12 protein-coding genes are annotated in these 13,338 nt (G+C 70.4%); 3 read left to right on the top strand and 9 right to left on the bottom strand.

The window, feature by feature from the left end:
- The first annotated feature begins 102 nt into the window (after positions 1-102).
- Together ACYVMZ_RS30995 and ACYVMZ_RS30990 are read left to right on the top strand one after the other, a co-directional pair.
- Entirely contained in the window at positions 103-2,664 is a 2,562-nt protein-coding gene (locus ACYVMZ_RS30995; RefSeq protein WP_461085533.1) for a GH32 C-terminal domain-containing protein, read from the top strand.
- Positions 2,665-2,688: 24 nt separating this feature from the next.
- The gene (locus ACYVMZ_RS30990; protein ID WP_461085531.1) at positions 2,689-2,982 is read left to right on the top strand and encodes a putative quinol monooxygenase; all 294 of its coding nucleotides are present in this window, start codon (positions 2,689-2,691) and stop codon (positions 2,980-2,982) included.
- Between the two features lie 281 nt (positions 2,983-3,263).
- Here the strand turns inward: ACYVMZ_RS30990 and ACYVMZ_RS30985 are convergent, their stop codons facing one another.
- The 3 genes from ACYVMZ_RS30985 to ACYVMZ_RS30975 all read right to left on the bottom strand — a co-directional run bounded on the left by ACYVMZ_RS30985 (position 3,264) and on the right by ACYVMZ_RS30975 (position 5,606).
- Complete coding sequence (locus ACYVMZ_RS30985) at positions 3,264-4,094, bottom strand: pectate lyase (protein WP_461085529.1); 831 nt, start codon at positions 4,092-4,094, stop codon at positions 3,264-3,266.
- Positions 4,095-4,179: 85 nt separating this feature from the next.
- Positions 4,180-5,043 (bottom strand): hypothetical protein, encoded by an 864-nt coding sequence (locus ACYVMZ_RS30980; RefSeq protein WP_461085527.1) that lies wholly within the window; start codon positions 5,041-5,043, stop codon positions 4,180-4,182.
- Entirely contained in the window at positions 5,040-5,606 is a 567-nt protein-coding gene (locus ACYVMZ_RS30975; protein WP_461085525.1) for a SigE family RNA polymerase sigma factor, read from the bottom strand. Before ACYVMZ_RS30975 ends, ACYVMZ_RS30980 begins: the two co-directional genes overlap by 4 nt.
- A 264-nt stretch (positions 5,607-5,870) precedes the next feature.
- Between ACYVMZ_RS30975 and ACYVMZ_RS30970 the strand changes: the two genes are divergently transcribed.
- Entirely contained in the window at positions 5,871-7,322 is a 1,452-nt protein-coding gene (locus ACYVMZ_RS30970; RefSeq protein WP_461085523.1) for an NCS2 family permease, read from the top strand.
- An 86-nt stretch (positions 7,323-7,408) separates the two neighbouring features.
- On the opposite strand, the gene ACYVMZ_RS30965 is transcribed toward ACYVMZ_RS30970, so the two are convergent.
- The 6 genes from ACYVMZ_RS30965 to ACYVMZ_RS30940 form a co-directional block, all read right to left on the bottom strand.
- Positions 7,409-8,866: a peptidoglycan D,D-transpeptidase FtsI family protein gene (locus ACYVMZ_RS30965; protein ID WP_461085521.1), complete on the bottom strand. Its 1,458-nt coding sequence runs from the start codon at positions 8,864-8,866 to the stop codon at positions 7,409-7,411.
- 100 nt (positions 8,867-8,966) lie between these two features.
- Entirely contained in the window at positions 8,967-9,629 is a 663-nt protein-coding gene (locus ACYVMZ_RS30960; RefSeq protein WP_461085519.1) for a response regulator, read from the bottom strand.
- A gap of 31 nt (positions 9,630-9,660) precedes the next feature.
- Entirely contained in the window at positions 9,661-10,938 is a 1,278-nt protein-coding gene (locus ACYVMZ_RS30955) for a sensor histidine kinase (protein WP_461085517.1), read from the bottom strand.
- Entirely contained in the window at positions 10,935-11,954 is a 1,020-nt protein-coding gene (locus ACYVMZ_RS30950) for a hypothetical protein (RefSeq protein ID WP_461085515.1), read from the bottom strand. The genes ACYVMZ_RS30955 and ACYVMZ_RS30950 overlap by 4 nt, the downstream gene beginning before the upstream one ends.
- Positions 11,955-12,080: 126 nt before the next feature.
- Positions 12,081-12,551 carry a GNAT family N-acetyltransferase gene (locus tag ACYVMZ_RS30945; protein ID WP_461085513.1) on the bottom strand — a complete coding sequence of 157 codons (471 nt, stop codon included), beginning with the start codon at positions 12,549-12,551 and terminating at the stop codon, positions 12,081-12,083.
- Between the two features lie 3 nt (positions 12,552-12,554).
- A complete protein-coding gene (locus ACYVMZ_RS30940; protein WP_461085511.1) occupies positions 12,555-13,328 on the bottom strand; it encodes an IclR family transcriptional regulator in 774 nt (257 codons plus the stop codon).
- Positions 13,329-13,338: the final 10 nt, after the last annotated feature.

The following is a 13,338-nucleotide window of genomic DNA, read 5'->3' as shown; positions in this document are numbered from 1 at the left end:
GCCCCGGAGAGCCGGACGGCCACTCCTGCGGAGCCACTGAAGGCAAGACCCCATCAGCCACATCCGGCCCTCCCGGGCCACCCAACAACTTACGGAGACACCATGAGCTCTGGACGTGCACCCCGGCATGCCCGCACCCGGATGATCGCTGCGGTGGCGACCGTCTGCGCCTTGTCCGCAGCCCCGCCGGCCCCCCAGGCCGTCGCCGCCGACACCTCGCCCTACACCGAGACCTACCGGCCCCAGTTCCACTTCACGCCCGAGAAGAACTGGATGAACGACCCCAACGGCCTCGTGTACTACAAGGGCGAGTACCACCTCTTCTACCAGTACAACCCCAACGGCAACTCGTGGGGCGACATGTCCTGGGGGCACGCGGTGAGCAGGGACCTCGTGCACTGGAAGGAGCTGCCGCTCGCCCTGTCGTACGACGACAAGGAGATGGTGTTCTCCGGCAGCGCGGTCGTCGACTGGAACAACACCACCGGGTTCGGTACGAAGAGCAACCCGCCCATGGTCGCCGTCTACACCAGCTACCACAAGGACACGGGCATACAGGCGCAGTCGCTCGCCTACAGCACCGACCGCGGCCGCACCTGGACCAAGTACCAGGGCAATCCCGTCATCGACATCGGCTCCAAGGAGTTCCGCGACCCCAAGGTCCAGTGGTACGCGCCGACCAGGAGCTGGCTGATGACGGTGTCGCTGTCCACCGAGCACAAGGTGCGGTTCTACTCGTCGAAGAACCTCAAGGACTGGAGCCTGCTCAGCGAGTTCGGGCCGGCCGGCGCGACGGGCGGCGTGTGGGAGTGCCCCGACCTGTTCCCGCTCGCGGTCGACGGGGACGAGAAGAACATCAAGTGGGTCCTGGTCGTCAACATCAACCCCGGTGGCATCGCGGGCGGTTCGGCCGCCCAGTACTTCATCGGCGACTTCGACGGAAAGAAGTTCACCGCCGAGGACAAGGGCACCTACACCCCGCCCACCGGCACGGTGATGCAGGACTTCGAGGGCACCGACTTCGGTACATGGACGACCACCGGCGCCGCGTTCGGCGACGGACCGGCGGCCGGGTCCCTGGCCGGACAGGGGACCGTCGACGGCTTCGACGGCAAGGGCCTCGCCAACAGCTTCCACAGCGGTGACGGCACCACCGGCACCCTCACCTCACCCGAGTTCACCGTCGACAGCCCCTACCTGAACTTCAAGGTCGGCGGCGGACGGCACCCGCACGAGCCCGGAACCGTCATGGAACAGGGGCCCCCGCCCGAGGGGACGGTCCTCGCCGACTTCGAGGGCGGCAGCTACGGCGACTGGACGACGACCGGAGACGCCTTCGGCTCGGCACCGGCCACCGGCACCCTCCCCGACCAGCAAGAGGTCTCCGGGTTCCTGGGCGACGGCCTGGTCAACACCTACCTGAACGGCGACTCCACCACCGGCACCCTCACCTCGCCCGAATTCACCATCGACAAGAACCACATCAACTTCCTCATCGGCGGCGGCTACCACCCCGCCGGCTCCGGCAACCCCACCGCCGTCGAACTCCTCGTCGACGGCCAGGTGGTGCGCAGCGCCACCGGAAAGGACGCCGAGGCGCTCAACTGGGCCTCCTGGGACGTCGGCGACCTCGCGGGCAAGAAGGCGCAGATCAGGATCGTCGACGACAACACCGGTGGCTGGGGCCACATCAACGTCGACCACATCATGCTGTCCGACACCAAGGCCCGGCCCGTCTCCCAGGAGACGTCCGTCAACCTGATCGTCGACGGCCAGATCGTCCGCAGCGCCACCGGATCGAACAGCGAGACCCTGGACTGGGCTTCCTTCGACATGCGCCCCTACGCCGGCAAGAAGGCACGCGTCCAGATCGTCGACATGAACACCGCCGGCTGGGGCCACATCCTGGCCGACGGGTTCACCGCCGCCGACAAGCCCGCCAAGTCCGTCGTACAGCGCGCCGACTGGGCCGACTACGGCAAGGACTACTACGCGGCGGTGTCCTGGGAGGAGGCGCCGGGCGGCAAGCGGTACATGGTCGGCTGGATGAACAACTGGGACTACAGCGGCGCCGTCCCCACCTCCCCCTGGCGCGGCGCGCAGAGCGCCCCCCGGGAGATGGCTCTGCGCACGATCAACGGCCACATCCGGCTGACCAGCAAGCCGGTCAACAGCCTTGAATCCCTCCGGCAGAGCGACCCGGCGACAGCGGCCGGCGTCACCGTCAAGAGCACCACCAAGCCCCTGATCGGCCCTGCGGCCAGCGGCAAGGCGCTCGACATCGAGGCCACCTTCTCCCTCGAGGACGCCGAACGCTTCGGCCTCAAGGTGCGCACCGGGGCGGGCGGCGAGGAGACCGTCATCGGCTACGACACCACGACACAGGAGCTGTACGTCGACCGCACCCGCTCCGGCGCCGTGGACTTCAACAGCAGCTTCCCCGGTGTCCAGCGGGCCCCGCTCCAAGCGAAGGACGGCAAGGTGAAGCTGCGGATCCTCGTCGACTGGTCGTCCGTCGAGGTCTTCGGAGGCGGCGGTGAAGCCGTGATCACCGACCAGATCTTCCCCGACCCCGACAGCCAGGGAGTGCAGGTCTTCGCCGAGAACGGCTCCGTGAAGCTGGACCAGGCCCGCGTCTGGCACCTCGACTCCTACCGCGACTGATCCCCGACCACGAGGACACCAACCGTGAACAAGACCCTGCTCGCCGAGTTCACCGCCCGCGAGGGAGCGGAGGACGAGGTCGCCCGCCTGATCGTGGACTACGCCCAGAAGGTGCGCGAGGAGGACGGCAACCTCGCCTTCGACGTCTACACCAAGGCGTCCAATCCGCGGGCCTACTGGATCTTCGAGGTGTACCGGGACGAGGACGCCTTCCAGGCACACCTGAAGGCGCCGTACGGCGGCCCGTTCAACACGGCCCTCGCCCCGCTGATCGAGGAGGACGCCTCCGTGCTGACCTTCCTCGATCCGGTGACCTGACCGTGGGCCGGCCCGCCTCGTGGGCCGGCCCTCACACCTGGCAACGACCTGGGAGAAGGAACCGCGAAGGGGCCCGCACACAGGACAACGCCCCCGCCGGTTCACGCCGGCGGGGGCGCTGCGCTCACTGGCCGAGGGGGGCTCGACCAGTGCTGTCCCGACCGTCCGAAGGGGGGCTTCGGACGGTCGTGCTTGCCGACTGCCCGAACGTGGTTCGGACTGTCGGCGTCCGGCTGCCCGAGGGGGGTTTCGGGCGGGCCGGGGTCACAGGTTCCTCAGGCTCACTGGTAGGTGATGTCCGAGGAGGCGAACTTGCAGGTCTTGCCGTCCGGGCCGGATCCGAGCTCCTTCGGCTCCTTGCCGGTGTTGTTGCCCTCGAAGCGGGTGCACGTCTTGATCTTCTTCTTGTTGTCGCCGTGGATACGGATCTTCGACAGCGTGGCGGTGTCGCCGTAGTTGGCGTTGACGCCGACGATCGACTTGCCGGGCGCGGTGACGTCGATGTCGCTCAGCTCGACCGTGCGCTTGTACTGGGTCTTGCAGTTGCCGCAGGTGCGGACCAGCTTGCCGAAGTTCTCCACCTTGAAGCCGGTCACGACCAGCTTGCCGGCGCCGTTGAACTGCAGCACCTTGTCGTCGGCGTTCTTCGCGCCGCCGCCGATCACCTTGTAGACGGCCGACGACGACTTGCCCTTGAAGCTGGCCGCGTCCTCGCCGACGTCCAGCCACCAGACGTTCTGCAGCGTGCAGGTGCCCTTGCAGTGCACGCCGTCCGCGGCCGGGGTACCGATGATGACGTTCTTCAGCACGGCACCGTCGGCCAGCTCGAAGATCGGGTCCTGGCCCTCCTCCTGGCCGCTGCCGCCCAGTGCGCCGGTGCCGTAGAACTTCTTCATCGTGCCGTCGTAGACCCCCGAGACCGGGATGGTCTTCGACACCGGCTTGCTGCCGGTGTCCGAGGGCCATGCGGCGGCGGCGCCCGCGGAGGACAGCATCGTCGTGGTGACGATCGCCGCCCCCGTGATGCCGAGCGCGGAGGCTCCGGCGATCAGCGCCCGCCGCCCGGTGACCCGGCGGCGGTGGCGGACACGCTGGTCTGCTGGTGCAGTCATGTACCAATTCCTCAAGTGGGTGGTGACTCTTGCGCCTTGTGGTCGCCGCCGGTGAGGAAAGGGTTGCCGGGTCTCCAGAAGTTTTTTACGAGTCGCCCTCGGGCGTCTCGTCCTGGTCGTCCTGGGCCGCGAAGCGGCCGCCCACCGACAGTTGTTCGTCGCCGGCGGTGGCCGTCGCCGTGTAGCGGTCGTCCCTCGCGTCCCGGCCGCCGCGCTCGTGGTCGTACTGCCCCGCGAACACCCACTCGCCCGCCGGGACCGTACGGCCTTCCTTGAGCGTCCACGTGTAGACGAGGAAGCCGTCCCGCTCGCCGACCGTGAGGGTGAAGTCGTCCTCGGGCAGCGACCGCCAGGCACCCGCAAAGGACACCCCGCCGGTCTGCGCGATCCACAACTGGACGGTGAGCGCGGTCAGTTGCTCGCCCGTCTTGAGGGTGATGTTGCTCTGCGCCCAGAAGTCGTTGCTGTGCGGGTCGACCGAGCCGTCCGACCACAGCGGCCCGTCCTCGACCCCGGCGGCGGGCGGCCGTGCGGTGCCGGGGGTGCTGCCGGGGGTCCGCGAGGGCGGCGCACTGGGGGCGCGGGACTCCGGCTCGGCGCTCGGGGTGGGACCCACCGGCGGCGCGGGGGCACGGCTCGTCGCGTCCGGGGACGGGGTGGGCGTCGCCGAGACCGCCACCTGCTGCTGCTCAGGCGCCTCGTCGCTCTTCACCGCGGACGCCACCGCGTAACCGCCCACCGCGAGCACACCCGCGACCGCGGCCGTCGCGCTCACCACCCGCGCCCAGCCCCACACGGGCGGACGCGTGGCCCGGTGGTCGGGGCGGTCCGGAGCGGCCATGCCGCGTTCGACCCGGGCCAGGATCCGGGCCCGGTCCGGCTCGTGGGCCCCGGCCGCCTCGTGCAGCCGGGCGCGCAGCTCGTCGTGCACGTCCCGCCGCATGGTCATCGGTCCCTTCCTCCGGCCTCACCGGTGCGTGCCATCGCCGCATGCACCCGTTGCGGTACTGCCTGGTCCCCGAGCAGCCGCTGCAGTTCGGCCATTCCCTTCGACGTCTGGCTCTTCACCGTACCCACCGAGACGCCGAGGGCGAGCGCGGTGTCCTTCTCCGACAGGTCGAACGCGTGCCGCAGCACCACACAGGCCCGCTTGCGGAACGGCAGCCGCCGCAGGGCTTCCTGTACGTCCACCACTCCCGCGACGTCCGGGTTCTCGGTCCGCTCCTCGCGCTGCGACCAGAACAGGGCGATGCGCCGCCGCTCGCGCACCGCGCTGCGGATGCGGGTGCGGGCCAGGTTGGCGACCACACCGCGCGCGTAGGCCGCCGGATGGTCGGCGGCGCGCACCCGGTCCCAGCGGTGCCACAGCGCCAGTAACGCGTCCGCCGCAAGGTCGTCGGCGGTGTCCGGCTCGCCCGTCAACAGGTGGGCGAGCCGGGACAGTTCGGCGTAGTGGCGCTCGAAGAAGGCGTGGAACTCCACGGAGGCGGCGTCGTCGACGACTGTGCCCACGGGCGACCTCTCCTCGCAGCGGCTTCGGGCACCTACCAGGTGCCTGTGCGTGTCATGTAGATGACATGTGAGCGTCCGGAGGTGACCCGGACGAGATCCGGAAGCGTAGCAGTGATGGTGCGCGGATTCGTACGACCCGTCGAACGGTGTATGACCCGTCGGGCCTGATTCCGTAACACGGAGAAAACCTGAACGGGGTTCAACGCGGGAACAATCCAGCCAGCATCCGCACACCGATCAACCAGGCGACAAGGAGCACGCGCCATGTCCGAAACACAGAAGGTGGCCGACCGGCCCGACGCCCCGCCCCGCGCGGTGAACGGCGTCGACCGGTTCTTCAAGATCTCCGCGCGGGGATCCACCTTCGGCCGGGAGATACGCGGCGGCTTCGCCACGTTCTTCACCATGGCCTACATCCTTGTCCTGAATCCCATCATCCTGGGCAGCGCGAAGGACAAGTTCGGGCAGCAGCTGGACCCGGTCCAACTCACCACCGCCACCGCCCTGGTGGCCGCGGTCATGACGGTCATTATGGGCATCGGCGGCAATCTACCCCTCGCGCTCGCCGCCGGACTCGGCCTGAACGCCGTCGTCGCCTTCCAGATCGCCCCGCTGATGAGCTGGGACGACGCGATGGGCCTCATCGTCCTCGAAGGCCTGCTGATCTGCGTGCTGGTGGTGACCGGCCTGCGTGAGGCCGTGATGCACGCCATCCCGCAGCCGCTCAAGCAGGCGATCAGCGTCGGCATCGGCCTGTTCATCGCCTTCATCGGCTTCGTCGACGCCGGGTTCGTCAGCCGTATCCCGGACGCCGCCAACACCACCGTGCCCGTTCAGCTGGGCGGTTCGGGCACGCTCACCGGATGGCCGATTCTCGTCTTCTGCCTCGGTGTGCTGCTGACCATCGGACTGCTCGCCCGCAAGGTCAAGGGCGCCATCCTGATCAGCATCGTGACCATGACGGTCGTGGCGATCGTGATCAACTCCACAGCCGACATCAAGTCCTGGGGCCTGACGACCCCTCAGTGGCCCGACAAGCTCGTCGACTCCCCCGACTTCGGACTCCTCGGCGACTTCAGCCTGTTCGGCGCGTTCGGCCAGGCCGGTGTCATCACGGTCGTCCTGCTGGTGTTCACGCTGATCCTGTCCGACTTCTTCGACACCATGGGCACCGTCGTCGGCATCAGCGCCGAGGCCGGACTGCTGGACGAGCAGGGCAAGGTCCCCAACCTCGGCCGGGTGCTGCTCATCGACGGGGCCGCGGCCGTCGCGGGCGGCGCGGGCTCCGCCTCCTCCGCGACCTCCTACATCGAGTCGGCGGCCGGCGTCGGCGAGGGCGCGCGCACCGGCTTCGCCAACCTGGTCACCGGCGGCCTGTTCGGCCTGGCGCTGTTCCTGACCCCGCTGCTCACCATCGTCCCGCTCCAGGCGGCCGCCCCGGCCCTGGTCGCCGTCGGCTTCCTGATGATGACCCAGGTCAAGCACATCGACTGGGACCGGTACGACATCGCCATCCCGGCGTTCCTGACCATCGCCGTGATGCCGTTCACGTACTCCATCACCAACGGCATCGGCGCAGGCTTCCTCGCCTACGTCGTCATCAAGACCGTTCTGGGCAAGGCGAAGGAGGTCCACTGGCTGCTGTGGGGGACCTCGGTGCTGTTCCTGGTGTACTTCGCGATCGACCCGATCGAGCAGGTCCTCGGAGTGAAGTGACCTCGATCGTGCCGTGACGGCAACGGGCCGCCCCCGGGGGGAAGGGGGCGGCCCGTCTGTTCAGACGGCTTTTCGGCGGCGCGGGTTCAGTCCTTCAGCGCCGCTTCCATCATCGCCTTGGCGACCGGCGCCGCCAGTCCGTTGCCGCTGACCTCGGAACGGGCCGCGTCGGACTGCTCCACCATCACCGCGACCGCGACCTCCTTGCCCGACGAGTCGGACTTGGCGTACGAGGTGAACCAGGCGTACGGCGTCTTGCTGTTGTTCTCGCCGTGCTGGGCCGTACCCGTCTTGCCGCCCACGGTCGCACCCGGAATCTGCGCGTTCGTACCGGTGCCCTTCTCGACGACCGTCTGCATCGCCGACTCCAGCTGCTCGGCGGTCGAGGAGCTGATGATCTCCTTCGTGCCCGCCTCGTCGTCGTAGTCCTTGAGTACATCGCCGCCGCTGTTGGTGATCTGCGAGACCATGTGCGGCGAGACCAGCTTGCCGCCGTTGGCTATGGCAGCCGACACCATGGCCATCTGGAGCGGGGTCGCGGTGACGTCGAACTGGCCGATGCCCGTCAGGGCCGTCTCCGAGGGGTACATGTCCGACGGGTACACGCTGGTGTAGGCCCGCACCGGCACGTCCTGCTCGTCGTCGTTGAACCCGAACTTCTCGGCCATCGCCTTCACCTTGTCCTGGCCGAGGTCGACGGCCATCTTGCCGAAGACGTTGTTGCACGAGTACCGCAGCGCCTCCCGGATCGAGGCGTTCTCACAGGGCGCGTTCGGGTTCTCGTTCGTCAGGCTCCGGGTGGTGCCCGGCAGCGGATACGGGTCGGGGCTGTCGGTGCGCTCGTCCACCGACGAGTACAGCCCGTCCTCCAGCGCGGCCGCCGCCACCACCAGCTTGAACGTCGAGCCCGGCGGCAGCGGCTGGCGCAGCGCCCGGTTGGTCAGCGGCTTGTCCGGGTCCGCGTTGAGCTCCTTCCAGGCCTTCCCGGCGGTGTTGGCGTCGGTCAGCGACGACGGGTCGTACGACGGCGTCGACACGACCGCGAGGACCTTGCCGGTCTTCGGGTCGATGGCGACGGCCGCGCCCTTCTTGTCACCGAGCGCGTCGAACCCCGCCTTCTGCACGGCCGGGTCGATCGTCGTGACCACGTTGCCCGGATCCGCCCGCTTGTTCGTGATCGTGTCCATCACGGTCTTCAGCCGGCTGTCCGTGCCGTTGAGCAGGTCCTGGTAGATGCCTTCCAGTTGCGTCGGCGCGTAGGCCTGCGAGGCGTAGCCCGTCACCGCCGCGTACAGCGAGCCGTCGGTGTACGTGCGCTTGTACGCGAGGTCGCTGCCCTTCGTCCGCGCCGAGCCGGTGATCGACTCGCCGGCCACGATGATGTTCCCGAGCGGCTCCGCGTACGTCTCGATCGCGTTGCGCCGGTTGTCCTTGTCGTCCGCGAGTGCCTGGCCCTCGTAGAACTGCACCCAGGTCGCCCTGATCAGCAGGGCGAGCACCAGGAGCAGCGTGAAGACCGCAGCGCGCCTGATCGTCTTGTTCATTCCGTTCTGCAAGACGAACGGGATGGATCGGAACGTTCCCTTCCGCCCGGTTTTCTCATCGTGTGTTCATGAAGCGAGCGTGTGTTGCTGAAGCCGCCGCTCAGGTCTGCTTCAGGAAGCCCGCCTCGTACGCCGCGATGACCGCCTGCGTCCGGTCCCGGGTGCCCGTCTTGGCCAGGACCGCCGCCACGTGCGTCTTCACCGTGGCGGGGCCGACCGCCATGCGGCGCGCGATCTCCGTGTTGGTCAGCCCGGCGGCCATGTGCCGCAGCACCTCGCTCTCGCGTCCCGTGAGCTTCGCCACCCAGCCGGGCGGCGCGGGACACGCGCGTGCGTGCTCGGCCGCGAGCGACCGTACGGCCGACGGGAACAGCAGGGTGTCGCTGCGCGCGACCAGCCGCACGGCCTGTACCAGCGCGTCGGCGTCCACCCGTTTGAGCAGGAACCCGGCGGCTCCGGCGCGCAGGGCGTCGTACACGTAGGAGTCGTTCTCGAAGGTGGTCACGACGACGATGCGGGGCGGGGCGTCGAGACCGGCGAGGATCTGCTCGGTGGCGCGGATGCCGTCGATCTCCGGCATGCGGACGTCCATGAGGACGACGTCGGGCCTGAGGTCCCGTACGACGGACACCGCCTCGGCCCCGGTCGCCGCCTCACCGACCACCTCCAGGTCCGGCTCGGCGGACAGGATGGCGCGCAGGGCGGTGCGGACCATGCGCTCGTCGTCGGCGAGGACGAGCCGGATCGGCGGGCGGGGCGTCATGCGGGTCCTCCGGGGCTTCAGGCGGTTCCTGTCATGGGGATTCGTACGTGACACCGGCCTCAGTGGTTCCTGTCATGGGGAGTCGTACGTGCAGGCGCCAGCCGCCCTCCGCGGCGCCCGCCTCGGTCGTCCCGCCCAGCAGCCGCGCCCGGTCGGCGATGCCGCGCAGGCCGTGGCCGCCGCCGGGGCGGCAGGGGCCGGCCCGGGACAGGGGGTTCTCGGCGGTGATCTCCAGGTGCTCGTCGGCGACCTCGATCCGCAGGGTCACCGTGACCCCGTCGCCCGGGTGTTTGAGGGCGTTGCTCAGCGCCTCCTGGACGATGCGGTACGCCTCTCGGGACAGCACGGGCGGAAGAAGCCCGAGGTCCGCGGTGACCGTGGCGGCGACGCGCAGGCCGCCCGCGCGGGTGCGGCGCAGCAGACCGTCGAGGTCGGCGGCGAGGGTGGGCGCCGGGGCCGTGCCGGGGGCGTCACCCTCCCGCAACACGCCCAGGACGGCGTCGAGTTCGCCGACGGTACGCCGGGTGGTGTCCTCGATCGCGGCAAGCGCCTCGCGGACGAACTCCGGGTCGGAGTCCAGCACGCGGCGCGCCGCGCTCGCCTGGAGGGTGACCGCGCTCAGGGCGTGGCCGACGGAGTCGTGCAGTTCGCGCGCGAGCCGGTTGCGTACGGCGAGGTCGGCGGCGCGCGCCTCGGCCGCCGCGAGCCGGTCCTGAGGGGAGGGCCCGAGCAGCGCGGGCGCCCAGCGGGCGAGCAGGGCGCCGCAGCCGGCCGCACAGCCGGCGAGCGCCAGGAGCGTCGCCACGCCCGCGACCGGCGCGAGTGCCAACGCCCAGGCGTGGCCGAAGACTTCGGGCAGCCCGAGGCGGCTGTCGCGCAGCCACGCGAAGACCGGCAGCACGATCAGCACGGCCGCGAACGGCGGCACCGCCAGCGTCATCCCCGCGATGATCCCGCCGAAGCCCAGATGCAGCGTGAACCAGGCCGCCGTACGCCCCTTCTCGCCCTTCGTCCGGGCGGGCCCGTAGGCGAGCCGGTCCGCGTCCACTCCGCACAGCCAGCGCACGGCACCGGCCTCCAGCGGCCGGGTCAGCGGGAACAGGGAAGTGGCGGCGGCGATCGGCAACCCGAGGGCGAAGGAGGCGAGTTGGAGGGAAAGGGAGCCGAAGACGTTCGTGCTGCCGGTGGCCGGGCCGATGACGACCTCGCCGACGAGGACGTACGGCATGGCGAGCGCACCGCCGAGGATCAGGTGGATCCACCGCAGGCGCGCCCGCCGGCCGAACAGCGCCCGGGCGTACGCCGTCACGCCGCCGGCCGCTTCGGGGTGCCCGCGGACCGCTCGGCGAAGTAGTAGGCGCCGATGGCGGCGACGAGGATCCCGACGATCATCTGGCCAGCGTAGGCGAGGTGCATCAGCGGTGTCGGCCGGTCGGCGATGTCGGCGACACCGCCGAGGGAGGCCAGGGACAGCCAGCCGCCCCAGCAGGCCACCGCGCCGGAGCCGACCCAGGCCAGGGCGAGCGGCACGGCGACGGGCAGCGCCCGGGCCCGGCGGAAGGCCAGCAGCCAGCCGCCGGCGACGGCCGCGAGGAGGAAGCCGACGTACAGGGCCTCCAGGACGTGGAAATCGCTGCCCCGGTTTGCGCCCCGGTCCTCGCCGAGCCCGGCGGTGCCGCCGCAGGCCCACATCAGGTGCAGGGTCAGAGGCAGCAGGGCGAGCACGGCGGCCGCGCCGGCCGTGGCCCGCTGCGCTGCGCCGATGAGGCCGACGGGCAGCTCCCACACCCGGCCGCGCCACAGGTCGCCCCAGCGGTCGCGGGCGTACAGCACGAACAGGGCGCCGAGGGCGAGTCCTTGGAGGATGAAGCCGCTGTACACGACCGCGAACACCCACTCGTGGAGGAAGGGTTCACCGCCGGAGTCCGTCCGCGTGCCGCCGCCGAGCATCCTGATCAGGAGCTGGAGCGGGAAGCCGGCCATGATCGGCGCGAGCAGCCCGGTGGCCACCCACACGGGAAACGCCAGCAGCCACGCGGGCACCCTGAGCCCCCACGGCCGGGTCAGCACCAGCGCCAGCACGATCACGGCGCTGTCCACCAGCACCGAGACACCGTTGACCACGGCCATGCTCACCCGGTGCTCCAGCAGCGGGCTGCCCTCCGGGATGCCGACCTGACTGCCGGCGATCCAGGCGGCCTTGAGGGCGAGGTAGGGCACACAGGACACGACGGCGACGGCCCGCAGGACCCGGCGGGGGCGACTGAGGCCGGGGCCGGCGGGGGCGGTGGCGGGAGGGGAAGCGGGAGCGAGCGACTGCGTCATGCGATGAGCCTCCCGCGAGGCCGGCATCGGGCACCTCCTGCACGGAGACGATCCCTCTCCGCCGCACGGGGGAGGCGTGCCGCCTCTGCCCTCCGGCCTCTGCCCTCCGGCCTCTGCCCTCCGGGCTCAGTCCTCCAGCGTCAGCACGACCTCGTCGATCTCCGCACCCCGCGCCGCCGCGTACCCCGTGGCGTGCGCGGTCACTCGGAACCCGCACTTCTCCAGCACGCGCAGCGACCCGGCGTTGTCCGCGGCCGCCCGGGCGTACAACGGCCGTTCCCGCACCTCGTCGAGCAGCCCCCGCAGCGCCGCCGTCGCGATGCCCTTCCCCCAGTACGCCCGGTCGACCCAGTACGTCACCTCCCGCTCGCCCGGCGAGCCGTACACCGCCGCGCTGCCGACCACGTCACCGTCGGCGAGCACGGTGCGGACGACGGAGGACGAGGAGCGGATCCGGGTCCAGTGGGCGTCGAAGGCGTCCCGGTCGGCCGGGTCCTTCGGGGTGAAGGCCGCCATGCGCAGGGACTCGGGGTCGTTCATCTGCCGGTAGAAGACCGGCAGGTCGCTGTCGTGGACCTCGCGGAGCGTGACCTCCATCGGTCAGAGCCTCCGGGTGGCGAGCGTCAGCCGGTCCCGCGCGTCGAACAGCGCGTCCTTCACCAGCTGCTCGTGCGCGGGAGTCAGCCGCGCCACCGGCACCGAGCAGCTGATCGCGTCGCGGGCGGGCGTGCGGTACGGGATCGCCACGCCGAAGCAGCGCAGCCCGAGGGTGTTCTCCTCGCGGTCGACGGCGAAGCCCTGCTCGCGCACCTGGTGGAGCTCCTCGATGAGCTTCTCCCGGTCGGTGATCGTGTTCTCGGTCAGCGCGGGCAGCGTCTCCGGGAGCATCTTGCGGACCTGCTCGTCGCTGTACGTGGCGAGGATCGCCTTGCCGAGGGAGGTCGAGTGCGCGGGCAGCCGGCGGCCGACCCGGGTGAAGGGGCGCAGGTAGTGCTGCGACTGGCGGGTGGCCAGGTAGACGACGTTCGTACCGTCCAGGCGGGCGAGGTGGATGGTCTCCGTCGTGTCGTCGGAGAGCCGGTCCAGCGTCGGCCGGGCCGCGGCCACGACCTCGTCGCCGTCGATGTAGGAGGTGCCGACCAGCAGGGCCCGTACGCCGATGCCGTACCGCGTGCCCGTCGCGTCCGTCTCCACCCAGCCGAGGTCGACGAGGGTGCGCAGCAGCATGTACAGGCTGGACTTGGGATAGCCGACGGCTTCCTGGACCGCCGCGAGGGAGTGCATACCGGGCCGTCCGGCGAAGTACTCCAGCAGTTCGACGGTCCGTACCGCTGACTTGACCTGCGCCCCGCCGCCTGTCTCGCCTGCCGACATCGCCCTTGAC

It is taken from the genome of Streptomyces deserti (assembly GCF_054782695.1).
Note: the sequence above shows the minus strand (reverse complement) of the source record. Positions and strands in the feature narration are given on the sequence as shown.